We start from the raw sequence: 25813 nt of genomic DNA on the forward strand, positions 1-25813 counted from the left end.
TTGCACGCCGCGCCCATGCGCGGCGGCGGCGGGCTACGACGCCTTACTCGACGTCGAGCCCATCGACCTTCTGCCAGCCGCGCGGCAGCAGGCCGCCGCGGGTCGCACGCGCACCCAGGTAGGTGTCCAGGTCCTTGAACGACAGGGTCATGGTGCGCTGGCCGCTGTAGACCTGCAGCTTCTGCGCCGGGCCGACCGCGGCCACCGCCACCACCCGCTCGGTGCCGAGCTTGGCGCGCGGGATGTCGATCAGCTTGTTGCCCTTGCCCTTGTCCAGTTCCGGCAGCTCGGCCGCGGGGATCGCCAGCAGGTGGCCGGCACTGGTCACCGCGACGATGCGGTCGGTTTCAGGGTTGCCGACCACCGCCGGCTGCAGCACGTTCGCGCCGGTAGCCAGGTTGATCAGCGCCTTGCCGGCCTTGTTGCGGCCGGTGAGGTTCTCGAAGCGGGTCACGAAGCCGTAGCCGTGCGACGACGCCAGCACGAAGCGGGTGTCGTTCTCGCCGCTGGCCAGGGCCAGGAACGATGCACCGCTGGCGGGCGAGAAGCGGCCGGTCAGCGGCTCGCCGTTGCCGCGCGCCGAGGGCAGGCTGTGCGCAGGCGTGGAATAGCTGCGGCCGTGCGAATCCAGGAACGCGACCTGCCAGGTGCTGCGCGCGCGCACCGCGCCCAGCAGCGCGTCGCCTTCGCGGTAGGACAGGCCGGCTGCGTCCACGTCGTGGCCCTTGGCCGCGCGCACCCAGCCCTTCTGCGACAGCACCACGGTGACCGGCTCGCTGGGCACCAGCTCGGTCTCGTCGATGGCGTGCGCGGCCTCGCGCAGCACCAGCGGCGAGCGGCGGGCGTCGCCGAACTTCTTCGCGTCCGCCAGCAGCTCGTCCTTGACCAGCTTCTTCAGCCTGGCTTTGCTGTCCAGGGTGGCGACGATGCGCTCCAGTTCCCTGGCCAGCTCGTCCTGCTCGCCGCGGATCTTCATTTCCTCGAGGCGGGCCAGCTGGCGCAGGCGGGTCTCGAGGATGTAGTCGGCCTGTTCCCCGGTCAGGCCGAAGCGGGCGATCAGCGCCGGCCTGGGCTCGTCCTCGGTACGGATGATGCGGATCACCTCGTCCAGGTTGAGGAAGGCCACCAGCAGGCCTTCCAGCAGGTGCAGGCGGCGCTCGACCTTCTCCTGGCGGTGCTTGAGCCGGCGCACCACGGTGTCGGTGCGGAAGGTCAGCCACTCGTCCAGCAGGGTGCGCAGGTTCTTGACCGCCGGCTTGCCGTCCAGGCCGATGACGTTCAGGTTGACCCGGTAGCTCTTCTCCAGGTCGGTGGTCGCGAACAGGTGGCCCATCAGCTGCTCGGCATCGACGCGGTTGGAGCGCGGCACCAGCACCACCCGCACCGGGTTGGCGTGGTCGGACTCGTCGCGGATGTCCTCAAGCCACGGCAGCTTCTTGGTGCGCATCTGCGCGGCGATCTGCTCGATCACCTTGGACGGGGAGACCTGGTAGGGCAGGGCGGTGACGACGAAGTTGCCGTTCTCCTTCTGCCAGGTGGCGCGGGCGCGGACGCTGCCGGTGCCGTTCTCGTACATCGCGCGCAGGTCCGACGGCGAGGTGATGATCTCCGCCTCGGTCGGGTAGTCCGGGCCGCGCACGTGCTCGCACAGGTCGGCGACGGTGGCGTCCGGATCGTCGAGCAGGCGCACGCAGGCGCTGACGATCTCGTTGAGGTTGTGCGGCGGCACGTCGGTGGCCATGCCGACCGCAATGCCGGTGGTGCCGTTGAGCAGCAGGTGCGGCAGGCGCGCCGGCATCCAGCTCGGCTCCTCCAGGGTGCCGTCGAAGTTCGGCACCCAGTCCACCGTGCCCTGGCCGAGCTCGCCGAGCAGGACCTCGGCGATAGGGGTCAGCTTGGACTCGGTGTAGCGCATGGCCGCGAACGACTTGGGATCGTCGCTGGAGCCGAAATTGCCCTGGCCCTCGATCAGCGGGTAGCGGTACGAGAACGGCTGGGCCATCAGCACCAGGGCCTCGTAGCAGGCCGAATCGCCGTGCGGGTGGTACTTGCCGATCACGTCGCCGACGGTGCGCGCCGACTTCTTGGGCTTGGCCGCGGCGTTGAGCCCCAGCTCGCTCATCGAATAGATGATGCGCCGCTGCACCGGCTTGAGCCCGTCGCCGAGGAACGGCAGGGCACGGTCCAGGACCACGTACATCGAATAGTCCAGGTAGGCGCGCTCGGCGTACTCGCGCAGCGGGATCTGTTCGAAGCCGTGGAAGGCGGGGCGGATGGTTTCGGTCATTGCGGGCACAGCTGCGGGTCAGGAGCGCGATTCTACCCGCGCGCCGCCGCCCGGCGCCCGACTATCCGGACAGCGGCGGCAGCAGCGGGCCGCCCAGCCACAGGGCGCGGGCCATCCAGGCGCTGGCCAGGCCGATCAGGATGGTCAGCGGCACGCCCACCCGGAGGAAGTCGCCGAAGGTGTAGCGGCCCGGGTTGAGGATCAGCAGGTTGCCGTGGTGCCCGATCGGGGTCAGGAACGAGGCCACCGCGCCCATCGCGGTGCACACCACGAATGGTGCCGGGGGCAGGCCCAGGGCCTCGGCCACCGCCAGCGCGATAGGAGCCAGCAGCACCGTGGTGGCGGCATCGGACAGGATCTGGGTCAGCAGCGCGGCGGTCCAGAACATCACCAGCAGCAGCACGAACACCGGCCACTGCGCGGCATGGGCCATCAGCAGGTCCGCCACGGCCTGGGCGGTGCCGGTCTGCTCCATCGCGATGCCCAGCGGGATCACGCCGGCGATCATCACGTAGATGCGCACGTCGACCTGCTGGTAGGCCTCCTCCATCGGCACGCAGCGGCACAGCACCATCGCCACCGCGCCGGCGAGGAAGGCGATCTGCGGGGCCAGCAGGCCGGTGGCGGCGGCCGCCACGGTCGCGGCCATGATCGCCAACGCCACCGGCGCGCGGCGGCGCGCCTGGCCACGGCCCTGGAACGGCATCAGCATCATGAAGCCGTGGTGGGATGCCAGCGGGCGGATGTCCGGCTCGCGGCCCCACAGCACCAGCAGGTCGCCCTCCTCCAGGCGCATCCCGGACAGCTCGCCGTGCAGCCAGCCCTCGCGCCGCCACAGGCCGACCACGGCCACGCCCAGGGTACGCATGAAGTCGATGTCGGCCACGCTGCGGCCGATGAATTCCGAGTGCGGCGCCACCACCGCCTGGACCAGCTGCTCGTCGCCCAGCAGCTCGGCCTGGCCGCCCTGGCGCGGGCTGTCGCCGTACTTGGCCACCGCGTGCAGGGCCAGGCCGGGTTCGTCCTTGATCGAGGCGATCTCGTCCGGCGACGCGCGCACCAGCAGCACGTCGCCGGCGGCCAGCGGGCTGTCGCCGGACTGGCGGCGCCGGCGCATGCCGTGGCGCAACCAGTCCACCACCTGCAAGCGTTCGCTGAAGGCCTCGTCGAACTCGCGCCGGGTGCGCCCGACCCAGGGCGAGCCTTCCTCGACCAGCAGCTCGGTGTAGTAGCGCTCCAGGCGCATGTAGTCGCCCTGCTGGGCCTCGCCCTGGCGGCGCGGCACCAGCCAGCGCGCCAGCAGCATGTAGACCGTGCCCAGCACGACCAGCACCGCGCCGATCGGGGTCACGGCGAGGATGTCCAGGCCCTCGCCGTCGGCACGGCGCAGCAGGTCGCTGGCCAGCAGGAAGGCCGGCGCGCTGAACAGGGTGAGGGTGGTGCCGAGCGAGGCGGCCAGCGACATCGGCATCAGCAGCCGCGAGGCCGCCAGCTGCCGCTCCCGCGCCAGCCGCATCAGGATCGGCAGCATCATCGCGGTGACCATGACGTGGTGCGAGAACGCGGCCAGCGCCGCGGTCGCCGGCATGACCACGGCGATGGTGCGCCATTCGCTGCCACCGGCCGCGCGCCCGATCGCGGCGCCGATGCGGTCGGTGATGCCGGTGGCCGAGAGCCCGGCCGACAGCACGAACACCGAGACCACGATGATCGCCGGCTCGCTGGAGAACCCGGCCAGCACCTGGCGCGGATCGAGGATGCCGGTGAAGGCCAGCGCCAGCAGGGCCAGCATCGCCACCAGGTCCACCCGCAAGCGTCCGCTGACGAACAGCGCCAGCGCGGCGCCGAGGATCAGCAGGAAGACGATCTGTTGTGGGTCCATGCCTATGCATCCCCCTGCGCGGACCCGGATCGTGCCAGAAGGACGCCGGGGGCCTGGTGATGCCCACGTTCGCGGGCCCTGATACGAAAAAACCTCGCCGGGGCGAGGTTCATCGGTGACCTTGCGGCCGCTGCGCCATTGGTGCCCAGGAGAGGACTCGAACCTCCACGGTTTTACCCGCTAGTACCTGAAACTAGTGCGTCTACCAATTCCGCCACCTGGGCGGCGCAGGGCGGCAATTCTGCGGGAGGTGCGGAAGACTGTCAACAACCGTCGACGCATCCGCGCGGCAGGCCCCGGAAAGCAAAAAACCCCGCCGGGGCGGGGTTCTTCGTCGGGCCGTAAGGCCTTTGTCTTGGTGCCCAGGAGAGGACTCGAACCTCCACGGTTTTACCCGCTAGTACCTGAAACTAGTGCGTCTACCAATTCCGCCACCTGGGCAGGTGAGGCGGCGCATTCTGGGGGTGCACGCGGACGATGTCAACGGTTCGTTTACGGAACGTCACGACGGGCCCACGTGGCGGTACAGGGGGCCGGGTGTAGGATCGCCGCATGAACAAGACTGGAAGTCGCGGCAGCAGCCGCAAGGGAGCCGGTGGCGCCGGCGCAGGGAAGGGTGCGGGAAGCAGCGTGGGAGGCAAGGGCGGCAAGCGCCAGGCCGGCAAGCTGCCTCCATGGATGCCGGAGCCCGCGCCGGCAACCCGCCAGGCCGGGCGGTCGGGCGCCGGCAATGCACCTTCGGCAGCGCGTCCGCCACGCCGCAACACCGCCGGCCCCGCCGTCACCGATCCGTTCGCGGCGCGCGAGGCGCAGCGCTACGACAACCCCATCCCCAGCCGCGAGGCCATCCTGGCGGTGCTGGAGGAGGCGGAAGGCCCGCAGACCGCCGAACAGCTCGCCGGGCTGCTGGGCCTGCATGACCCCGAACGTTTCGATGCCCTGGGCAAGCGCCTGGGCGCCATGGTCCGCGACGGCCAGCTGGTGCAGAACCGCCGCGGCGGCTTCGCCCCGGTCGAGCAGACCAACCTGATCCCCGGCGTGGTCATCGCCAACCCCGAAGGCTTCGGTTTCCTGCGGCCGGATTCCGGCGGCGGCGACGACCTGTTCCTGCCGCCGTACGAGATGCGCAAGGTCATGCATGGCGACCGCGCGCTGGCCAACGTCACCGGCATCGACCGCCGCGGCCGCCGCGAGGGCAGCATCGCGCGCGTGCTGGAGCGGGGCGTGCACCGGCTGGTCGGCCGTTTCGGCAGCGAGGCCGGCATCAGCTTCGTCATCCCCGACGACCGCCGCATGCAGCGCAACCTGCACATCCCGCCCGACGCCACCTGCGGTGCGCGCGAGGGCCAGCTGGTGGTGTGCGAGATCGTGGCCCCGCCCGATACCCGGCGTCCGCCGATCGGCAAGGTGGTGGCGGTGCTGGGCGACAGCCTGACCCCGTCGCTGGTGGTCGAGACCGCGATCCACTCCCACAACCTGCCGCACGAGTTCCCGCCGGAGGTGCTGGACGAGGCCACCGCGGTGCCGCTGACCGTCGAGCCGTCGATGATCGGCGACCGCGTCGACCTGCGCGAGCTGCCGCTGGTGACCATCGACGGCGAGGACGCCAAGGACTTCGACGACGCGGTGTACTGCGAGCCCAACCGCCAGGGCTTCCGCCTGGTGGTGGCGATCGCCGACGTCTCCCATTACGTGCGCCCAGGCACCCCGCTGGACGACGAGGCGCAGAAGCGCGCGACCTCGGTGTACTTCCCGGGCTTCGTGGTGCCGATGCTGCCGGAGACCCTGTCCAACGGCATCTGCTCGCTGAACCCGAAGGTCGACCGCATGTGCTTCGTCGCCGACATGCAGGTCGACCACGACGGCGAGGTGGTGCGTTCGAAGTTCTACGAGGCGGTGATGAACTCGCACGCCCGCCTGACCTACACCCAGGTGTGGAAGGCGGTGGGCGAGGACGATGCCGAAGCGAAGGCGCAGATCGGCGCGCTGATGCCGCAGGTCGAGCGCCTGCACCAGCTGTACCAGGTACTGGCCGCCGCCCGCGCCCGGCGCGGTGCGATCGAGTTCGAGAGCAGCGAGGTCCGCTTCGTGCTCGACAACCGCGGCGAGGTCACCCAGGCCGGCATGCTGCCGCGCAACGACGCGCACAAGCTGATCGAGGAGTGCATGATCGCGGCCAACGTCGAGGCCGCGCGCTACCTGATCCGCAGCCACATCCCGGCGCCGTTCCGGATCCACGAGAAGCCGCCGGAATCCAAGTACGCGGACCTGCTGGAGTTCCTCAAGGAATTCGGCCTGGCCCTGCCGCCGTGGAGCAAGGTCGTGCCGGGTGACTTCACCCGCCTGCTGAAGAAGGTGCGCGACCGCGCCGACGCCACCCTGCTGGAGTCGGTGCTGCTGCGCAGCCAGAGCCTGGCGATCTACTCGCCGGACAACGCCGGCCACTTCGGCCTGGCGCTGGAGGCCTACGCCCACTTCACATCGCCGATCCGCCGCTACCCGGACCTGCTGGTGCACCGCGCGATCAAGCACGCGCTCAAGCGCGGCAAGCCGGAGGCCTACCAGTACTCGGCCCGCGACATGGCCGGCTTGGCGCTGCAGTGCTCCGAGCGCGAGCGCCGCGCCGACGAGGCCGAGCGCGAGGTCGACGAGCGCTACCGCGCGGCGTGGATGGAGAAGCACGTCGGCGGCCAGTTCGATGGCGTGGTCAGCGGCGTCACCAGCTTCGGCCTGTTCGTGGAGCTGGACCAGTCCAAGGTCAACGGCCTGGTCCACGTCACCCAGCTGCCGCACGACTACTACCAGTTCGATCCGATCCGGAAGATGCTCAGCGGCGAGCGCCGCGGGCTGGAATTCCGCCTCGGCGACCGGGTGCGGATCGTGGTGCTCAAGGCCAGCATGGAGGACCGCAAGATCGACTTCCGCCTGGTCGACGACCCGGCGCACGACGCCGGCCTGCCGCCGCTGCCGCCACGCGGCAAGCCGGCGAAGCGACCCAAGAAGCGCTACTGACGCGGAGGCACGCATGGCAGCTGGAACCGGCAAGGAACCCGTATACACCGGCGGCTGCCAGTGCGGCGCGGTCCGCTTCCGGGTCACCGGAACGGTCGGCGACGCCTCGGTCTGCCACTGCCGGATGTGCCAGAAGGCCTTCGGCGCGTACTACGCGCCGCTGGTCTCGGTGCGCGGCGCGCGCCTGGAATGGACCCGCGGCCAGCCGCGCCGGTTTGCCTCGTCCAACGTGGTCCGGCGCGGGTTCTGCCCGGACTGCGGCACCCCGCTGACCTACGAGGCGCCCGACGGCGTGGCCCTGGCGGCCGGGGCCTTCGACGACCCGGCGGCGTTCCCGCCGTCGATCCAGTACTCGGTCGACACCCGCCTGCCGTTCGTCGACGGACTGGCCGGCCTGCCGGCGCGCACCACCGACGACGACCTGGAGGTCTCGCCCTTCCTGGACGGGATGGTCTCCCGCCAGCACCCGGACCACGACACCGCCGACTGGCCGCCGCAGGCGTGAAGGCCCGCCGCCGGGGAACCCCGGCGGGTGCGATAATGCCGGCCTTCCTTTCGTGGCCGCGCAGTACATGAGCAAGCAGAACCAGTGGGTGGTGGGCGTCAACGCCGTGGCCTCCGCCATCGAGAACGACGCCGAGCACGTGCGCGAGGTCCTGGTCGACTCGTCCGCGCGCAACCCGCGCCTGGTCGAGATCGAGGAGCAGGCCCGCCGCTACGGCATCGAGGTGCGCAAGGTCGCCACCCAGGCCCTGGACGGCATCGGCGGCAACGTCCGCCACCAGGGCGTTGCCGCGCGCTACGCCGCCGCGAAGACCTGGGGCGAGGGCGAGCTGGCCGGCCTGGTCGAGGCAGCCGACGGCAAGGCCCTGCTGCTGGTGCTCGATGGCGTGCAGGATCCGCACAACCTCGGCGCCTGCCTGCGCAGCGCGCTGGCTGCCGGCGCCACCGCCGTGGTCATCCCCAGGGACAAGTCGGCCCCGGTCAACGCCACCGTGCGCAAGACCTCGGCAGGTGCCGCCGACCGCCTGCCGGTGGTCCAGGTCACCAACCTCGCCCGCACCCTGCGTGAGCTGCAGAAGCAGGGCGTGTGGATCTACGGCCTGGCCGGCGAGGTCGACGAAACCCTGTATGGCGTGGACCTCAAGGGCAACGTCGCCCTGGTCCTGGGCGGCGAGGCCGACGGCCTGCGCCGCCTGACCCGCGAGACCTGCGATGGCCTGGTGCGGATCCCGATGCCGGGCGACGTGGAAAGCCTCAACGTCTCCGTCGCGGCGGGCGTGTGCCTGTTCGAGGCGGTCCGCCAGCGCGGCAGTTGAGACGGGGACGACAGGCCAGGAGCGCCCGGGTGCCGTCACGCCAGCAGGGGGGATGGCGGGCGCGCGTCGCCTGCTGGGCGGTGCTTTGCCTGCTGCTGTGGCTGCCCGCGGCCGCCGTGCTGGCTGCCGCGCAACCCGGGCCGCCACCGCTGCGCGACTACGCGGTCGATGCCTGGACCACGCGCAACGGCCTGCTGCACAACTCCGTGCGCGACATGGCCCAGACCGCGGAGGGTTACCTCTGGTTCGCGACCTGGGAAGGCGTGGTCCGCTACAACGGCGTGGAGTTCACCGCGTACAACCGTGGCAGCACGCCCGGGCTGCGCGACAACGGCGTCGGCGCGCTCTACCTGGATCCGAACCGGCGGCTGTGGCTCAGCGATTCGCGCGGCAACCTCGGCCGCCTCGGCGACGACGGCGCCTGGCACTACCTGGAGCGCGCGCCGGAGTGGCCGCGCGCGCTGGTCCACGACATGGCGATCGATGGGCAGGGCCGGATGTGGCTGCTGTTCGAGGGCCATGGCCTGGGCTGCGTGCATCCGGACGGGCGCCTGGACTACATCGCGCCGCCACCGGGCATCCCGCTCCGGGCCAGCTTCCAGCGCATGGCCATCGATGCGGCGGGCGACATCTGGATCGGCACGCTCGAGGGCCTGGTCCGCTACACGGCCGATGGCAAGTGGCAGCGTTACGGCCGTGCCGACGGTTTCCCGCAAGGGCTGGTCTGGCCCTACCTCGCGCCCGACGGGACCCTGTGGCTGGCCGCAGGCGAGCAGGTCTTCCGCCGCCGGCCCGACGGCCGCTTCCGCCTGGCGCATGCGCTGCCCGGCGCCGGCTACTTCACCTCGATGCTGCAGGACCGCGAGGGACAGCTGTGGCTGGGCACCGAGAACCGCGGCGTGGCCCGCATCGGCCCGCGCGGGCTTGAGTGGCTGCCGCCGGAGAGCCTGACCAACGGCCGCATCGCCAGCCTGCTGGAGGATGCCGAGGGCGGCATCTGGATCGGCGCCAACGGCGGCCTGTTCCGCCTGCGCGAAACCCTGTTCACCAGCTGGACCCGGCGCGACGGCCTCGGCGGCGACTACGTGCGCGCGGTGCTCGAGGACGACGCCGGCACGCTCTGGGTCGGCGGCAGTGGTGGGCTGGACCGCTTGGGCGCCGACGGCAGGTTCCACGCGGTGGCGCTGCCGGGCGGCAACGCCCAGGTGCCCTCGATCCTCAGCCTGGCCCAGGGCAGGGATGGCGACCTGTGGGCGGGCACCTTCGCCGACGGCGTGTTCCGCCTGCGCCAGGGGCGCGTGGTGGCGCACTACGGTCCGGCCGAAGGCGTGCCCAGCGGGCACGTGCGCGTGATCGCGGTGTGCGAGGACGGCCGGGTCTGGATCGGCACCCGCCGCGGCGTGGTGGTGATCGACGAAGCCGGCGCGCAACCGGTGCCCGACGCGCCCCAGGGGCTGGTGACCGCGCTGGCGGCGATCGGCGGCGAGCTGTGGATCGGTTCGGTGGAAGGCGCCAGCGTGCGCCGCGCCGATGGCAGGGTAGAGCGGATACCACTTGAAGATGCCGGTGGCGACCCGCGCACCGTGTTCGGTTTCCATCTCGTCGGCGGTGCGGTGTGGGCGGCCTCCGACCGCGGCCTGTACCGGATCCGCGATGGCCGCCTGGCGCGCGTGGGGATGGAGCAGGGCTTGCCGGTGGACGCGGTGTTCCACCTGCTGGCCGACGACGCCGGCGATGCCTGGATCACCAGCAACCGCGGCGTGCTGCGTGTGCCGCTGGCGGCGCTGGAGGCGGCCGCCGATGGCAGCGGCGCGCGCCTGCCGCTGCAGCACTACACCGAGATCGATGGCCTGCCGAGCTCGCAGGGCAATGGCAGTTCCTCGCCTTCGGCGCTGCGTCGGCGCGACGGCAGCATCTGGGTCGCCACCGCCGCCGGTGCCGCCAGCGTCGCGCCCGCGCGCCTGGACCGCTACGCGCACCGCCCGCCGCCGCCGCCGGTGATCGAGGCGGTGAGCGCGGACGGACGCGCACTGGACTGGCGCTCGACTTCGTCCCTGCCGGGCGGCGCCCGCCTGGCGGTGACCTATGCCGGCCTCAGCTACCTGCTGCCGGAGCGGATCCGCTACCGCACCCGGCTCGAGGGCCTGGACGAGGACTGGATCGAGCGCGGCACCCGCCGCGACGTCGAGTTCATCGGCCTGCCACCGGGCAGCTACACCCTGGACGTGCAGGCGGCGCATCCGGGCGGCGAGTGGAGCGCGGAGCCTGCGCGCTGGTCGTTCGAGGTGCAGCCGCTGTGGTGGCAGCGCACCAGCGTGCGGGCCGCGGGCCTGCTGGCCGCGCTGCTGCTGCTGTACGGCGCATACCGTTACCGGGTGCACCGTTACCAGGCCAGCAACAGGCGCCTGGCCGCGCAGGTCGAGGCGCGCACCGCGGACTTGCAGGCGCAGGCGCGGCAGCTGCTGGAGATCGACCGCGAGCGCGCCGGGCTGCTGGAGCAGCTGCGCGAGCAGGCCGAGGCCTACGCGCGCCAGGCCCGCGAGGACGCGCTTACCGGCCTGCCCAACCGCCGCCAGTTCGACGAGCACCTGGCCCGCGACATCGCCCTGGCCAGGCGCGGCGCACATCCGCTGTGCCTGGCGCTGCTGGACATCGACCACTTCAAGCGGATCAACGACACCCGTTCGCACGCGGTCGGCGACCAGGTGCTGCGCGAGGTCGGCCAGGTGCTGCAGGGCGAGCGCCGCGGCTCGGACCTGGTGGCGCGCCTGGGTGGCGAGGAGTTTGCCCTGCTGATGCCCGACACCCTGCTGGAGGAGGCGCAGCTGGCCTGCGACAACCTGCAGGAGGCGATCCGCCGGCACCGGCCGTGGGCCGGCGACGAAGAGTTGCAGGTGACCTTCAGCCTGGGCCTGGTGGCGCTGCGTCCGGGCGAGGGCATGGAAGACCTGTATCGCCGCGCCGACGCGGCCCTGTACCAGGCCAAGCACGCCGGCCGCGACCGCCTGCAGATCGGCTGAGGCGGAGCGGGATCAGCCCGGCAGCGGCGAGGGCCAGGCGTTGGCGATGCGGCAGAACAGCTTCGCGGTCTGCTCGGCGTCGTACACCGCCGAATGCGCCTCCCTGGCATCCCACTCCAGGCCGGCGGCCTGGAGCGCGCGCGCCAGCACCGTCTGCCCATAGGCGATGCCGCCCAGGGTCACGGTGTCGAACACGCTGAAGGGATGGAACGGGTTGCGCTTGTGGCCGCTGCGGGCCACCGCGGCGTTGACGAAGTTCAGGTCGAAGTGCGCGTTGTGCCCGACCAGGATCGCGCGCTGGCAGCCGTTCCTGCGCACCGCGGCGCGGACCTGGTTGAACACGTGGCCCAGCGCGTCGCGCTCGGGCTTGGCCAGGCGGAAAGGATGGTCCAGGACGATGCCGGTCACTTCCAGCGACTTGGGGTCGATCTCGGTGCCGGGCGCGGGGATGAAATGCGCCGCCGCGGTCTTGCCGGGCACCAGCAGGCCCTGCTCGTCCATCTCGATCGGGACCGCCGCCATTTCCAGCAGGGCGTGGCGGTTCCAGTCGAAGCCACCGGTCTCCACGTCCACCACCACCGGCAGGTAGCCGCGGAAGCGGCGGGCCATCGCGCCGGGAGGCGCGGCCGGGGTCTCGTCCTTGTGCAGGTCGTCCAGATCGCTTTCAGTCATGCGGCAAGGGTACTTCACCCGGCCGGGGTGGCGATGAACCGCACCGCGCCCGGTCCCCCGGAAGCGTGCCCAGCAGGGTGCCTTCGGCGCGCATCCGCCGCAGCAGGGCCGCGCCCTGGTCGAGGAAGCCGGGATCGCCGGCGACACCGGCCTCGGTGGCGAGCAGGTCCAGGCACTCGCTGCCACTGCGGCTGGCTTCGCCCAGCAGCTCCAGCAGTCGCCACGCCGGTCCCGAGAGGCTGGAGAAGCGCGCCTCGCCGAGTCCGTCGCGGCGCACCAGGAGCAGGGTTGGCGCAGCAGGCGGCTGCGCCGGCAGGTGGTCGGGTGATAGCTGGTGCACCGGCCAGGCATAGGCCAGGGCGCGCATCCATGGTGCTGGCACCGGCACGCCGCGCAGCAGGTCGCCCTCGGGATCGTGCGGCGGGGCAGGGGTGTCGTCGATCCGCACCACCAGCTCGATCCACTCGTAATGTGCCAGCTCGGCCAGCCACGGCGGGTCGTCCGCATGCGGCTGCTCCTGCAGGAAGCGCACGAATTCGCGGCCAATCTCCGGGAACAGCGGGCTGCGGCTGCGGTGGTTGGCATAGAAGCGGCGCACCAGCCCCATCCATGCGTCCTCGCCGAGGATGCGGCGGATCACCGGGAAGCCGTTGCCGAGCAGGTTGGCGATGTTGTTGAGGAACAGGCGGCGGTAGACCGCCATGCGCCGGCCCTCGATGCCAGGCGGTGGCGGATGGCCTGCCGGATCGCGCAGGTGGGCGGCGAAGGCGTACTGCTGCGCGCGCAGGTCGCGGGGCTCAGCCATGGCCGGTTCCGGCCCGCGCCGCCGACGAGGCTTCCAGTGCCGCTGCCTGCAGGGAACGGATCCGCGCCACTTCGTCAAGCAGTCCAGCCAGCGGCGGCAGGTTGAAGTCGCGTTCCAGCAGGGTGGGGCGTACGCCGTGCAGGCGGTAGGCCTCGCCCAGCAGGTCCCAGACATCGTCGCGTACCGCGGCGCCGTGGGTGTCGATCTTCAGGTCCACGTCCTCGTCGTGGTGGCCGGCCACGTGGTACGAGGCGATGCGCGAGGTCGGCATCCGCGCCAGGAAGGCGCGCGCGTCATAGCCGTGGTTGACCGCGTTGACGTAGACATTGTTGACGTCCAGCAGCAGGTCGCAGTCGGCCTCCTCCAGCACCGCCAGCACGAAGTCGGCCTCGTCCATCGCCTGCCACGGGGCGGCGTAATAGGAGACGTTCTCCACCGCGATGCGGCGCCCGAGCATGTCCTGCACCCGGGCGATGCGTGCGGCGACATGGCGCACGGCTTCTTCGGTGAAGGGCAGGGGCATCAGGTCGTAGAGCTGGCCGTCGTCGCTGCAGTAGCTCAGGTGCTCGCTGTACAGCCGCACGCGGTGGCGGTCGAGGAAGCGGCGGGTGCGCTCGAGGAAGCCTTCGTCCAGCGGTTCCGGCCCGCCCAGCGACAGCGACAGCCCGTGGCAGGTCAGCGGGTGGCGCGACGATAGCCCGGCCAATGCCTCGCCGAGCGCGCCACCCACGCCGATCCAGTTGTCCGGCGCGCACTCGAGGAAATCGAACGCGCCAGCCGGGGCCTGGCGCAGTCCGTCGAGCAGGGCGCGGCGCAGGCCGAGGCCGGCGCTGGCAGGGGAAAGGTCCATGGCTCTCTACGTCGCAGGAGCGCCGGTCCGGGCGCGCGTGGCGCCCGGACCGGCCGGAGGATCAGGCGCTGGCGCCGCAGCCGCCTTCGCCACACTTGCCCTCGCCGCACTTGCCTTCGGCGGCCTTGTCCTCGTGCTTGCCCTTGTGCTCGGCACCGCACTTGCCCTCGCCATGCTTGCCGGCGTGGTAGGCATCGATCTCGGCCTGGTCGATGAAGCCGTCCTGGTTGGCGTCCATGCGCGGGAAATGGTCGGCCTCGCCGGGGTGCCTGGCGAGGAACTCGGCCTGGGAGACGCGACCGTCGCCGTCGGTGTCGACCTTTTCGATGCCGCACTTGCCTTCGCCGCACTTGCCCTCCTGGACCTTGTCGTCGGCGGCGAGCATGTAACCCTGGGCCAGCGGCTCCATGGCGAAGGACGATCCGGCCAGGGCGAGGCCGGCCAGGGCGGTACCGAGCGCGATCGCGACGGGTTTCTGCTTGGACATGTCCGTGCTCCGGATTGAGGGATGCGATGTGCGGCGCATCCGGCCGCCGGGGGGAGGCCAGTCTACCCCCGCGGCGGCGGCCCGGCGTGGCTCAGGGGGCGGAGGCGGTACTGGTGTCGTCGCGCTTGTCCCGGGGCGCTGGCGGCTGCTCGCCGTGGAGCAGGAACCACACGTTCTCGGCGATGTTGGTCGCGTGGTCGCCGATCCGCTCCAGGTTCTTGGCCATGAACAGCAGGTGGGTGCACGGGGTGATGTTGCGCGGGTCCTCCATCATGTAGGTCAGCAGTTCGCGGAACAGCGCGGTGTACTGCTGGTCCAGGCGCGCGTCGTTGTCGCGCACCTGCAGGGCCAGTTCGCCATCGCCCTCGCGGTAGGCGCGCAGGGCCTGGCGGACCTGGCCGGCGGCCAGCATGCCCAGCGCCCGCAGGCCAGCGGTATGCGGCAGCGGGGGCGCGGTGTTGAGGGCGATCGAGCGCTTGGCCACGTTGGCGGCGTAGTCGCCGATGCGCTCGATGTCCGCGGGGATGCGCACCCCGACCAGGATCTCGCGCAGGTCGCGCGCAAGCGGTCCGCGCAGGGCCAGCAGCATCACCTCGCGGCTGATCCGCCGCTCGGCATCGTCGATGGCGTCGTCGTTGGCGACCACCCGCCGCGCTGCGGAGTCGTCGCGGCGCTCGACCACGTCCAGCGCCGCCTCCAGCTGCGCCACCGCGACATGCCCCATGTCGATGATCTGTTCGACCAGCTGTCGCTGTTCCTCGTCGTAGCTCCTGACGATATGCATTCAGCACCTCCGGTGCTTGGTTCGGGATTAGGCATTCGGGACTAGGGATTCAGGTGGCAGCGTTGGTTTGCTCTTACGAATCACCAATCACGAATCCCCAATCCCGCACCGGCAGGGTCGGCGTCAGCCGAACCTGCCGGTGATGTAGTCCTCGGTCTGCTGCTTCGAGGGGCTGGAGAAGATGGTTTCGGTGCGGTCGTGCTCGACCAGGTCGCCCAGGTACATGAAGGCGGTGTAGTCGGAGACGCGCGCCGCCTGCTGCATGTTGTGGGTGACGATCACGATGGTGTAGTCGGTCTTGAGCTCCTCGACCAGCTGCTCGATGCGGCTGGTGGAGATCGGGTCCAGCGCCGAGGTCGGCTCGTCCAGCAGGAGCACGTCCGGGCGCAGGGCCACCGCGCGGGCGATGCACAGGCGCTGCTGCTGGCCGCCGGACAGGCCCAGCGCGCTCTGGCCCAGCTTGTCCTTGACCTCGTCCCACAGCGCGGCCTGGCGCAGCGCCTGCTCGACGCGCTCGGCCATCTGCGGCTTGGGCAGCTTCTCGTGGTGGCGGATGCCGTAGGCGACGTTCTCGAAGATGGTCATCGGGAACGGCACCGGCTTCTGGAACACCATGCCCACGCGCGAGCGCAGCCGGTTCATCGGGTACTTGGGCGAGAGGATGTTCTCGCCGTCCAGCAGCACCTCGCCGCGCGCCTCCAGCTTCGGGTACAGCGCGTAGATGCGGTTGAACACCCGCAGCAGGGTGGACTTGCCGCAACCGGAGGGGCCGATCAGCGCGGTGACGCGCTTCTCCGGGATCTCCAGGTTGATGCCCTTCAGGGCATGGAAGCGGTCGTAGTAGAAGTCCAGGCCGCGGGCGGCCAGCTTGACCGGCGAGGGAGCGGCCTCGGGGCGGGCGACCGCCGCCAGCGGCAGCGGCTGGGCGGTGGAGGTCTCGGGCAGGTTCATGGCCAGGTTCCGGGCGGTATCAATCATGGGAAATCCGTTTGCGCAGCAGCAGGGCGCGCGCGGCGAGGCTCACCAGCAGGACGAAGACGGTCAGTACCAGGGCGCCGGCCCAGGCCAGCACCTGCCACGACTCGTACGGGCTGGCGGCGAACTGGTTCATCACCACCGGCACCGAGGCCATCGGCTGGAACACGTTGGTGCTCCAGTACTGGTTGCCGAACGCGGTGAACAGCAGCGGCGCGGTCTCGCCGGAGATGCGGGCCAGGGCCAGCAGCACGCCGGTGACGATGCCGGCGCTCGCGCTGCGGTAGAGCACCTGCACGGTCACCTTCCACTGCGGGATGCCCAGCGACAGCGCGGCCTCGCGCATCTGCACCGGCACCAGGCGCAGCATCTCGTCGGTGGTGCGCACCACCACCGGCAGCACGATGAAGGCCAGGGCCAGCGCGCCGGCGAAGGCGGAGAAATTGCCGCCGGTCTGCATCACGTACAGGGTGTAGACGAACAGGCCCAGCACGATCGACGGCGCCGACAGCAGGATGTCGTTGACGAAGCGGACCACCGTGCCGGCGCGGCGGGCGCCGCCGTACTCGGCCAGCCAGGTGCCGGCGGCGATGCCCAGCGGCGTGCCGATGCCGATGGCCATCAGGCACATCACCGCGCTGCCGAAGAACGCGTTGGCCAGGCCGCCCTCCTGCATGGGCGGCGGCGTCATCTGGGTGAACAGCGCCCAGTTGATGCCGCCCAGGCCCTTGGCCAGCAGGGTCCACAGGATCCAGCCCAGGAAGAACAGGCCGAACAGGGCCGTGGCGCAGCTCAGCACCAGGGCGATGACATTGGTGAGGCGGCGGCGCAGGTACAGCCCGCCGGAGCGGGGAGCCGTGACGGCGGACATCAGTTGCCCTCCTTGCGGGCCAGGCGCATCAGCATCAGGCGGGCAATGGCCAGCACCACGAAGGTGACGATGAACAGCACGAACCCGAGCAGCAGCAGCGCGGAGCGGTAGGTCTCGGTGGCCTCGCCGAAGTCGTTGGCGATCAGCGCGGCGATGGTGGTGCCCGGCTCCAGCAGCGACGGCGACAGGCGCACCGCGTTGCCGACCACGAACGCCACCGCCATGGTCTCGCCCAGTGCCCGGCCCAGGCCGAGGAAGATGCCGCCGATCACCGCCGAGCGAGTGTAGGGCAGGACGATGTCCCAGCTCACTTCCCAGCGGGTGGAGCCCAGCGCGTAGGCCGATTCCTTCAGCCGGGTCGGCACGGTGAGGAACACCTCGCGCATCACCGAGGAGATGAACGGGATCACCATGATCGCCAGGACGAAGCCGGCGGTCAGCAGGCCGATGCCCAGCGGCGGGCCCTGGAACAGCGGGCCGATCACCGGCGCGGTGCCCAGGTTCTCGTTGAGCCACGGGGTGACGTGCTCGGTCATCACCGGCACCAGCACGAACAGGCCCCACATGCCGTAGATGATCGAGGGGATGCCGGCCAGCAGCTCGATGGCCGTGCCGACCGGCCCGCGCAGCCAGCGCGGCGCCACCTCGGTGAGGAAGAAGGCGATGCCGAAGCTCACCGGCACCGCGATCAGCATCGCGATCAGCGCGGTGACCAGGGTGCCGTAGATCGGCACCAGGGCGCCGAAGCGGTTCTCCACCGGGTTCCACTCGGAGGAGAAGAAGAAGCTGAGGCCCTGGACCTCGAGCGCATGGCGGCCGCCCCACAGCATCGACAGGGCGGCACCGGCCAGGGCGACCAAGACGAACGCGACGCAGGCGGTCAGCGCGTAGCGGAACATCCGGTCGGCGCGGGCGTCGCTGCGCTCGCGCGTGGCGGCCGGGGTGTCATTCATCGGAATGGCGTTCATCGGGTCGCTGGGCAATGGGTGCGCGCGGGGGCGGCGGTCGCGGGGAGGGTCGGACCGCCACCCCTGGCACGCAGGGGGACGCGGGCGCGGGCGCCGCGCGGATTACTTGAACTCGCTGGCCCAGTAGGTCTCGATCTGCTGCACCAGCTCCGCCGGCAGCGGCACGTAGTGCAGTTCGTCGGCCTGGGCGCGGCCGTGCTCGAAGGCCCAACGGAAGAACGCGAGCGTGGCCTGGCTGCGCGCCGGGTCCTTGGCCTGCTTGGGCATCAGCATGAAGTTGGTGGCGGTGATCGGCCAGGCGGCCTCGCCCGGGGCATTGGTGATCACCAGGTTGAAGTCCTGCGCGCCGGCCCAGTCGGCGCTGGCGGCGGCGGCGGCGAAGCTCTCGGCGCTCGGCTGGACCCACTGGCCGGCCGCGTTCTGCAGCGAGGCGTAGGGCATGCCGTTCTGCAGCGCGTAGGCCAGCTCGACGTAGCCGATGCCGCCCTTGATCTGCTTGACGTAGGCGGCCACGCCCTCGTTGCCCTTGCCGCCCACGCCGCCCGGCCACTGCAGCGAGGTGCCTTCGCCGATCTTCTCCTTCCACTGCGGGCTGACCTTGGACAGGTAGTTCGAGAAGTTGAAGGTGGTGCCCGAGCCGTCGGAGCGGTGGACCACGGTGATCTTCTCGGCCGGCAGCGACAGGCCCGGGTTGGCGGCGGCGATGGCCGGGTCGTTCCAGGTGGTGACCTTGCCCATGAAGATGTCGGCCAGCAGGGCGCCGGTCAGGCGCAGCTGGCCCGGCTCGATGCCGGCGACGTTGAACACCGGCACCACGCCGCCGATGGCCGACGGGAACTGGCCCAGGCCGGCCTCGGCCAGCTCTTCGGCCGGCAGCGGCTTGTCGGAGGAGCCGAAGTCCACGGTGCCGGCCTTGATCTGGGCGATGCCGCCGCCGGAGCCGATGGACTGGTAGTTGACCTTGTGGCCGGTGGCGGCGTTGTAGTCGGCCGACCAGCGCGAGACCAGCGGGTAGATGAAGGACGCGCCGGCGCCGGAGATCTGCACGGAGACGCGCTCGCCGCTGGCGGCGGGGGCGGACGCCTGCGGGCCTTCGGCGGAGGTGGCGGTGCCGGCGTCGCCGGAGGGCTGGCAGGCGGCCAGCGCCACGGCGGTGGCCAGGGACAGGGCGAGGAGACGAACCGGGGAGGGCTTCATGGGATCTGGGCGTCGTAGGCCGGGATTCCGGCGGGCACGCAAATGAAATGATATTTTTGTGACAGCCTTATTACGGTTTGAACACGGATGCCATGCGCGGCTGCCGCGCGGCCCGGGACGGCCCGTGAACGGCCGGAAAAAGAAGAGCGCGGACCCCGTGGGGACCGCGCCCGGTGAGCGAAGGGGGGAGAGAGGACCCGCCGCTCAATACTTCAGGTTCTGTTCCCAGTGGGCCTCGATCTGGCCGACCAGGCTGTCCGGCAGCGGGACGTAATGCAGCTGCCGGGCCTGGGCGTCGCCGCGGGCGTAGATCCAGCGGAAGAACTCCCGCGTCTGCCGGGCGCTGGCCGCGTCCCTGGGCTGGCGGTGGACCAGGATGAAGTTGGTCGCGGTGATCGGCCAGGCCTCCTCGCCGGGGGCGTTGGTCATGACCAGGTGGAAATCCCGGGCCGCGGCCCAGTCGGCGCTGGCGGCGGCCGCGGAGAAGCTCGCCTCCCCGGGCTGCACGAAGCGGCCGGCGGCGTTCTTCAGCGAGGCGTAGGACATGCGGTTCTGCAGCGCGTAGGACAGCTCGACGTAGCCGATGCTGCCCTTGATCTGCTTGACGTACGCGGTCACGCCCTCGTTGCCCTTGCCGCCGATGCCCACCGGCCAGCGCAGCGAGGTGCCTTCGCCGACCCTGGCCTTCCATTCCGGATTGACCTTGGACAGGTAGTTGGCGAAGTTGAACGTGGTGCCCGAGCCGTCGGAGCGGTGGACCACGGTGATGCGCGCGTCCGGCAGCGCCAGGCCCGGGTTGAGCGCCGCGATCGCCGGGTCGTTCCAGCGGGTGAGCTTGCCGAGGAAGATGTCGCCCAGGGTGCGGCCGTCCAGCCGCAGCGCGCCCGGCGCGATGCCCTTGACGTTGACCACCGGCACCACGCCGCCGATCACCGAGGGGAACTGCACCAGCCCGGCCGCGGCCAGTTCCTCCGGCCGCAGCGGGGCGTCGGAGGAGCCGAAATCGACGGTGCCGGCCTTGATCTGGGCGATGCCGCCGCCCGAGCCGATGGACTGGTAATTGACCTTGTTGCCGGTGGCGGCGCTGTAGTCGGCCGACCAGCGGGACATCACCGGGAAGATGAACGACGCACCGGCGCCGGTCACGTCGGCGGCCGAGGCGGTGAGCGTGGCCGAGGCGACGACCAGGCACGCGGCGATGCGGGTCCTGAACAGGCGGATCATGAGGGGATTCCTGGTGGAGGGACGAACCGGCCCTCCGGCGCCCATTGCAGCGCCGGTGGATGACGGCCGGGTGTCCGGCGGATGACGGAAGGGTGACGGGGCGGGACGCTTACCAGTGGAACTGCGCGCGCGCCTCGAGGATGTTCGGGTTGTCGTCCACCACGGTGCCGGCGCTGGCGCTGTAGCGGCTGCTGTCGACCATCACGTAGTTGAGCGCGAACTTGAAGTTCGAGCGCCAGTACCAGTTGGCGCCGATGGTCCAGGCGTCCTGCTTGCCGCCGAGCACGCCGTCGACCCGGGGCGCGCCGCCGGGCACGGCGGCGGCCAGCAGGCGGCCGTCGTCCAGGTCCAGGGTGTCGTAGCGCAGGCCCAGCTGCCACTTGCCGCTGGCCGGCGCGTCCGGCAGGCCGGTGGTCGGCACGCCGGAGCGGTAGCCCCAGGTCTCGCCGGTGATGTTCCACAGGCCGCTCAGGTACCAGCCGTCGCCGCCGAAATCGCCCACGCCCTCGCCGTAGCGGCTGACGTCGGCCGAGTAGTACTCGCCCTGCAGCTTGAACGGGCCCTTGATCCACATGCCCTCCAGGCCCACGGTACGCAGCCGGTCGGTGTTGGCGAGGGTGCCGGTGTCGACCAGGCGCTGGGTGGCGAGGTCGGCGTTGGGGCGCGCGCGCAGGCGCAGGGTGTCGGTGTCGTTGTCGACGTAGCTCAGGCCCAGGTGGACCACGTTGCCCTCGCCGTTGACCGGCGCCCAGGTGGCGCGCACGCCGTGGCCGCTGCCGTGGGCCAGGTTGCGGGTCAGCTCGCGGCCGAACACGCTGGCGGTCACGCTCCAGTTGCCGTCGCCGTAGCCGGCCGCGGCACCCAGGCGCCGGGCGGTGGCGAAGGTGTTGGTCACCGTGGCCTTGGAGATGAAGTCGTTGTTCTTGGTGCTGGACAGCTCCTCCAGGCTGTTGGGCTGCTTGAACTGGCCCAGCTGCAGGAAGGTGTTGCCGTTGCCGCCGAACTTGTACCTGGCGTTGACGTCCAGGTACTTGTCGGCCTTGGCGTCGTAGCCGACCACCCAGTCGATGTTGCCCGGGCCCTTGCCCTTGAGCACCAGCTCGGCGCGGCGCAGCTCGAATTCGCTGTCCGAGCCGTTGGCACCGGCGCCGTTGAGGTCGGCGAGGTCGTTGTCGAACCAGTTGCCGTCGGCCTGGACCAGGCCTTCGAAGGAGATCTCCGAGCCGCCGATCACGTCGATGGCGACTTCGGCATGGGCGGCGGAGGCCGCGCCCGCGAGGAGCAGGGCCAGGGACAGGGACAGGCGGGAGAGCGTGGGCGTCTTGGCAGGGAGCATGGGAAGGGTCCTGGGCCGGGGGTGGCGCCGCCCACCCTAGGACCGGAATATTTCAGTCCCGTGACCTTTCTGGCACTTTTATGAATCCTGCATGGCTGGATGGTGGCATTTTCAGGTCATCCCTGTTGCGGTTGACATCCCCTCGTCACCGTTCCGCCATGTGCGGCCGGGGGCCGCGCTCAGCGCCACAGGCGGCCCTCCGCGCGCAGTGACATGCCCGCCCCGGAGGTTTCGAAGCCCTGGCTGGCCAGTGCCAGGCGCAGGGCCGGGTCGGCGGTCTCCACCCGGGCCAGCAGCGCCAGCTGGCCGCGGCGGTCCAGGTGCAGGGTGGCGTGCATGGCCGGCATCCCGTCCACCGGCGCGGCGCTGAACTCGGCCAGCCAGCGCCCGCCGTCGCAACGCGGGCGCGCGTGCAGCACCGGTGCCGGCATGCCTGCGCTGCCCGGCCCGGCCAGTTCGATCGCCAGCGCGCCGCCGGCCGCGATGCAGCGGTCGCGGTCGAACACCGCCGCGGCATTGTCCAGGGACAGGCGCAGGGGCAGGCCGGAGAGGGCGAGGTCGAGGTCGCCGCGCGCGTGTTCCACCCCGGTGCGCCGGCCCTGCAGGACGGTGGCCGCCAGGCGCGGCCCGGCGGCGGCCAGGCGCGCTTCGCCCAGGGCCAGGTGCCATGGCGACAGGCGCAGTGACACGCTGCCCAGCGCGGTGCGGTCCCAGTGGACCCCGTGCAGCTGGCCGTTCCAGAGGGTGCCGCTGGCGCCGGACGCGGCCAGTGGTGCGGGCATTCCGGTGGCGGCCAGGACCAGCCGCAGCGGCAGCCCGGCCAGCAGGACCCCCACGAAGACGGCCGCGAACAGCCCCCAGCGCAGGCGCGCGCTCATGGCGAGGGCGGCACGAACCGCGCCTGCACCCGCAGCCGCTGCTGGTTGCGGGCCACGCTGAGGGCGGCCGGCGCCAGGCCGTGTTCCCGGCGCAGTGCGTCCAGCCAGCCGAACAGCTGCGCCGGCGTGGCCGATTCGCTCTCGATCTCCAGGCCGCCGCCGTCCTCGCGCGCATTGCCGATCCGCAGGCCCGCCTGCGCCGCCGTGGCCAGCACCGCCTGCTTCAGCGCGGCCGGATCGGCCGGTCGTGCCGGCAGCTGCGCCTGCAGCAGCGCGATCCGGTCCACTTCGGCCTGGACCCGGGCCAGTTCCGCGGCGGCGCGCACATGCCGCGCCTGCGCGGCCTCGCCGGCGCGGCGCAGCGGCAAGAACACGCCGTACCAGAGCACGAACGCGGCGATCGCCGCGCACATCAGCACCAGCATCGCGCGCTCGCGCGGCTCGCGCTGCTGCCACCAGGCGCGCAGCGCCGCGCCCGCGCCGGGCGACGCGGGCGTGGCAGCGGACGGGGAATGCCCGGCGGAACGGCCGGCGGAAGAAGGCGTGCTCATCGGGCAGGCTCCAGGGTAACCAGGGTGCGCAGGCCGCCGTCGACCGGCTCGCCCGGTTGCGCGGACAGGCCGAAGCCGGCCGCCGCCAGGGGTTCGCGCAGCACTTCCAGGTCGGCCTCGCCGGCATGCACCAGGCCGGCCGCCAGGCCGCCGCCGGCGGCGTACTCCAGGCTGTCCACGCGCGCCTGTGGCAGGCGCTCCAGCGCCGCGGACAGGGCGGCCACCTGCAGCGCCAGCTGCCCCGGCGCGGACAGTTCGCGATGGCGCGCATGCACGGTGGCGACCGCGGTGCCGGGCGCGGCTTCCGGCAGCCGTGCCGCCGCCAGCGTCCCGGCCTGCCGTTCCAGCCAGTGCGCGCCGAGCGCGTGGCGCAGCGCCGAGGCCCCCTGCAGCAGCAGCGGCGACAGCAGGCACAGCGCGGCCAGCAGGGCCAGGCGCCGGCGCCGCGACGAAACCGCGCGGTCGCGCGGCCGGGCGTGCGCGTACTGCAGCAGGTCGATGCCGCCGGGGATGGCGGCGGCCGCGCCGGCCGCCAGCAGCGCCTCGACCGCGGCCGCATCCTCGACCTGGCGCATCCCGCGCGTGCCGATGATCCGCTGCGCCAGGGCCGGTTCGGCGGCCAGGGCCAGCTGCGGCCCGCGCACCAGCCACAGCCCGTCGTGTTCGAGCACCTGCAGCGGGCGGTCGGCGGGCGCGTCGGCGAGCAGCTGCACCGGTACCAGCGCATCGGGCACCACGCCCAGGGCCTGCGCGCGCTGCCGCCACGCGTGCACCTGCGCGTCGTCGGCCACGGCCAGCAGCCGCGGGCCCTGGCCGGACGGGCCGATGGCGATGTGCAGGCCGTCCAGGTCGCCGGCCACGTGCTCCTGCAGCAGGATCCGCGCCGCGGCCAGCGCCTGCACCGGGTTGTGCGCGGGCAGGTCCAGCCACAGCGTGCGGACCGCTTCGCCCGGCACCGCGACCACGGTGCGCGCGGCTGGCCCGAGGGGGGCCGGATGGGCGGGATCGAGCGGGCGGCGGGAGAGGATCCGGCCGCGCGGATCGAGCTCCAGGCAGGTCGCGGGGTGCGCGGGATCGCGCGGCAGCAGGATCAGGCGGGTGGTGGCGGGTGGATTCATTCTTCGTGGGTCCAGCGGCGCGCCCACAGGCGGACGCGTCCGGCGTTGTCCATCTGCAGGAGGCTGTTCATGAGGATCTGGGCGCCGGCGTATTCGACCGTGCTGTCCAGGGCGAACCACTGGCTGCGCAGGCCGGTCTGGTCGTAGACCTCGTTGGGCACGGCGGCCGCGGCCAGCGCCGGCTGCGCCCAGAAGGTGGTGGCGTCGTCCCACCCGCCGGCCGGGCGTGCGGCGAGGATGCGCCGCGCCTGGCCCGGGGTGACCGCGCCGAGGGTGAGCATGGACAGCACCGGCGCCTGCGCCGGGACCAGCGCGTTGACGTTGACCGGCGAGGGTCCGCCGACCGGCAGCGCGCACACGTGCGGGCGCAGGCGTGCATAGGCGACGGCGTCGTAGCCGCGGATCGCGCGCAACTCGCTGGGCTCGGCCAGCAGGGTCGCGCCGGTGCGGTAGCCGTCGGCACGCGCGGCATAGCTGCGGTCCTCGGCGCCCAGCGGCGCGCGCTGGTCGTCGCTGTCGATCCAGTCCGCCAGCGCGTCCGCCATCCCCTGGGCCTGCGCGGCGGGGAAATCCAGCGCCTGCAGCAGGGCCACGTACTGGCGGATGCCCAGCTCGTGGCGCTGCCAGTGCCCGGGCGCGCCGTCCACCACGCTGTTGAGGTTGAAGCAGGCGCTGGCGTCGCGCAGGCGCGCCTGCACCAGGCCGTGCTCGATCGGGAACAGCAGCGGCTGGTCCTGCCACCGTGCCGGGTCGTTGCGCCCGCGCGCCAGCTCGCCGATCCGCGCCCGCGCCAGCGCCTCGGTGCCCAGGGCGTAGCGCCGGGCCTGCTGCATGGCCTGGGCATTGCCGGCGCTGCGCAGGCCGAAGCGGATGTCGTCGAGCATGGCCATCGCCAGCACGGCCATCACCGCCGCCAGCAGCAGCACGACCAGCAGCGCGGCCCCGGACTGGCGGCGCCTCATCCGCGTTCCTCCGCCGGCAGCAGGAACACCTGCCGCACCCGGCCCAGGTCGCGCAGCTGGACCTCCAGCATCACCGCGCGCGGCAGGCTGGTCAGGCCGCCGCCCCAGCCGTCGCTCCACTGCCGGTAGGCGTGGAAATGCGTGCGCACCGACTCCACGCCCTCCAGCACCACCTGCGGCGGGCCGCTGGCGGCGCCGTCCAGCCACGGCCGGGTGCTGCGCTCCAGGCGGTCGTCGACCAGCCGGTATTCGACGTACTGCATCGACGCGCGCGGCGCGGCGTCCGGGTTCTCCCAGCCGTGGCGCACGAAGCCGAGCAGCGGGCGGATGCGGTCGCCGGGCGGTGCGGCGACGAAGGCGCTGGCTTCGGCCACGCCGTTGCCGCGGCGCACCCGGCGCAGCGCGGCCTGCGACAGGTCCGCCTCCAACAGCGCATGCGCGCGCTGCAGCTCGGCCAGCCGCTCCATCCGCGCGCGCACCGCGCCCTGCTGGTCGGCGCTCCAGGCCATCACCCCGACCGCGGCGGTGGCCAGCAGGGCGAACACCGACAGCGCGACCAGCACTTCGACCAGGGTGAAGCCACCCCGGCGCCGGGCATGGGCGGGCACGCGCGCG

Annotated in this window: 22 protein-coding genes and 2 tRNA genes; 4 read left to right on the plus strand and 20 right to left on the minus strand. The window is 71.9% G+C overall.

Features of this window, described 5'->3' with window-relative positions:
* Positions 1-43: 43 nt before the first annotated feature.
* The 4 genes from parC to PSESU_RS04605 all read right to left on the minus strand — a co-directional run bounded on the left by parC (position 44) and on the right by PSESU_RS04605 (position 4610).
* Positions 44-2287: a DNA topoisomerase IV subunit A gene (parC, locus tag PSESU_RS04590; protein WP_013534602.1), complete on the minus strand. Its 2244-nt coding sequence runs from the start codon at positions 2285-2287 to the stop codon at positions 44-46.
* Between the two features lie 61 nt (positions 2288-2348).
* Entirely contained in the window at positions 2349-4169 is a 1821-nt protein-coding gene (locus tag PSESU_RS04595) for an SLC13 family permease (RefSeq protein ID WP_013534603.1), read from the minus strand.
* A gap of 139 nt (positions 4170-4308) precedes the next feature.
* Positions 4309-4393 (minus strand) — tRNA-Leu (locus PSESU_RS04600).
* A gap of 132 nt (positions 4394-4525) precedes the next feature.
* A tRNA-Leu gene (locus PSESU_RS04605) sits at positions 4526-4610 on the minus strand.
* A 237-nt stretch (positions 4611-4847) separates the two neighbouring features.
* On the opposite strand from PSESU_RS04605, the gene rnr reads away from it, so the two are divergent.
* The 4 genes from rnr to PSESU_RS04625 all read left to right on the plus strand — a co-directional run bounded on the left by rnr (position 4848) and on the right by PSESU_RS04625 (position 11520).
* Positions 4848-7181 carry a ribonuclease R gene (gene rnr / locus PSESU_RS04610; RefSeq protein ID WP_041764462.1) on the plus strand — a complete coding sequence of 778 codons (2334 nt, stop codon included), beginning with the start codon at positions 4848-4850 and terminating at the stop codon, positions 7179-7181.
* Between the two features lie 13 nt (positions 7182-7194).
* A complete protein-coding gene (locus PSESU_RS04615) occupies positions 7195-7686 on the plus strand; it encodes a GFA family protein (RefSeq protein WP_013534605.1) in 492 nt (163 codons plus the stop codon).
* Between the two features lie 67 nt (positions 7687-7753).
* Positions 7754-8500, plus strand: a complete 747-nt coding sequence (rlmB, locus tag PSESU_RS04620) for a 23S rRNA (guanosine(2251)-2'-O)-methyltransferase RlmB (RefSeq protein ID WP_013534606.1) — start codon at positions 7754-7756, stop codon at positions 8498-8500.
* A gap of 29 nt (positions 8501-8529) precedes the next feature.
* A complete protein-coding gene (locus PSESU_RS04625; RefSeq protein WP_013534607.1) occupies positions 8530-11520 on the plus strand; it encodes a diguanylate cyclase in 2991 nt (996 codons plus the stop codon).
* Positions 11521-11532: 12 nt separating this feature from the next.
* On the opposite strand, the gene rnt is transcribed toward PSESU_RS04625, so the two are convergent.
* The 16 genes from rnt to gspJ form a co-directional block, all read right to left on the minus strand.
* Positions 11533-12129, minus strand: a complete 597-nt coding sequence (gene rnt / locus PSESU_RS04630; protein WP_203415188.1) for a ribonuclease T — start codon at positions 12127-12129, stop codon at positions 11533-11535.
* Positions 12130-12184: 55 nt separating this feature from the next.
* Positions 12185-12997: an HvfC family RiPP maturation protein gene (locus PSESU_RS04635; protein WP_013534609.1), complete on the minus strand. Its 813-nt coding sequence runs from the start codon at positions 12995-12997 to the stop codon at positions 12185-12187.
* Positions 12990-13847 (minus strand): HvfB family MNIO-type RiPP peptide maturase, encoded by an 858-nt coding sequence (locus PSESU_RS04640; RefSeq protein ID WP_013534610.1) that lies wholly within the window; start codon positions 13845-13847, stop codon positions 12990-12992. The genes PSESU_RS04635 and PSESU_RS04640 overlap by 8 nt, the downstream gene beginning before the upstream one ends.
* Positions 13848-13908: 61 nt before the next feature.
* A complete protein-coding gene (locus tag PSESU_RS04645) occupies positions 13909-14334 on the minus strand; it encodes an HvfA family oxazolone/thioamide-modified RiPP metallophore (RefSeq protein WP_013534611.1) in 426 nt (141 codons plus the stop codon).
* Positions 14335-14425: 91 nt separating this feature from the next.
* Positions 14426-15118, minus strand: coding sequence for a phosphate signaling complex protein PhoU (gene phoU / locus PSESU_RS04650; RefSeq protein ID WP_013534612.1), 693 nt, complete (start codon positions 15116-15118; stop codon positions 14426-14428).
* 123 nt (positions 15119-15241) lie between these two features.
* Positions 15242-16096, minus strand: a complete 855-nt coding sequence (gene pstB / locus PSESU_RS04655; protein WP_013534613.1) for a phosphate ABC transporter ATP-binding protein PstB — start codon at positions 16094-16096, stop codon at positions 15242-15244.
* The gene (pstA, locus tag PSESU_RS04660; RefSeq protein ID WP_013534614.1) at positions 16089-16964 is read right to left on the minus strand and encodes a phosphate ABC transporter permease PstA; all 876 of its coding nucleotides are present in this window, start codon (positions 16962-16964) and stop codon (positions 16089-16091) included. Before pstA ends, pstB begins: the two co-directional genes overlap by 8 nt.
* The gene (gene pstC / locus PSESU_RS04665; RefSeq protein ID WP_013534615.1) at positions 16964-17932 is read right to left on the minus strand and encodes a phosphate ABC transporter permease subunit PstC; all 969 of its coding nucleotides are present in this window, start codon (positions 17930-17932) and stop codon (positions 16964-16966) included. The genes pstA and pstC overlap by 1 nt, the downstream gene beginning before the upstream one ends.
* Positions 17933-18034: 102 nt before the next feature.
* Positions 18035-19129: a phosphate ABC transporter substrate-binding protein PstS gene (pstS, locus tag PSESU_RS04670; RefSeq protein ID WP_013534616.1), complete on the minus strand. Its 1095-nt coding sequence runs from the start codon at positions 19127-19129 to the stop codon at positions 18035-18037.
* Positions 19130-19333: 204 nt separating this feature from the next.
* Entirely contained in the window at positions 19334-20353 is a 1020-nt protein-coding gene (gene pstS, locus PSESU_RS04675) for a phosphate ABC transporter substrate-binding protein PstS (RefSeq protein ID WP_013534617.1), read from the minus strand.
* Between the two features lie 109 nt (positions 20354-20462).
* Positions 20463-21689 carry an OprO/OprP family phosphate-selective porin gene (locus PSESU_RS04680; protein WP_013534618.1) on the minus strand — a complete coding sequence of 409 codons (1227 nt, stop codon included), beginning with the start codon at positions 21687-21689 and terminating at the stop codon, positions 20463-20465.
* A gap of 179 nt (positions 21690-21868) precedes the next feature.
* Positions 21869-22567, minus strand: a complete 699-nt coding sequence (gene gspN / locus PSESU_RS15635) for a type II secretion system protein N (RefSeq protein WP_013534619.1) — start codon at positions 22565-22567, stop codon at positions 21869-21871.
* Complete coding sequence (gspM, locus tag PSESU_RS04690; protein ID WP_013534620.1) at positions 22564-23118, minus strand: type II secretion system protein GspM; 555 nt, start codon at positions 23116-23118, stop codon at positions 22564-22566. Before gspM ends, gspN begins: the two co-directional genes overlap by 4 nt.
* A complete protein-coding gene (gene gspL / locus PSESU_RS04695; RefSeq protein WP_013534621.1) occupies positions 23115-24236 on the minus strand; it encodes a type II secretion system protein GspL in 1122 nt (373 codons plus the stop codon). The genes gspM and gspL overlap by 4 nt, the downstream gene beginning before the upstream one ends.
* Positions 24233-25198 (minus strand): type II secretion system minor pseudopilin GspK, encoded by a 966-nt coding sequence (gene gspK, locus PSESU_RS04700; RefSeq protein WP_013534622.1) that lies wholly within the window; start codon positions 25196-25198, stop codon positions 24233-24235. The genes gspL and gspK overlap by 4 nt, the downstream gene beginning before the upstream one ends.
* Positions 25195-25806 (minus strand): type II secretion system minor pseudopilin GspJ, encoded by a 612-nt coding sequence (gene gspJ / locus PSESU_RS04705; protein ID WP_013534623.1) that lies wholly within the window; start codon positions 25804-25806, stop codon positions 25195-25197. Before gspJ ends, gspK begins: the two co-directional genes overlap by 4 nt.
* Between the last annotated feature and the right edge of the window lie 7 nt (positions 25807-25813).

Source organism: Pseudoxanthomonas suwonensis 11-1, assembly GCF_000185965.1.
Lineage (GTDB): Bacteria > Pseudomonadota > Gammaproteobacteria > Xanthomonadales > Xanthomonadaceae > Pseudoxanthomonas > Pseudoxanthomonas suwonensis_A.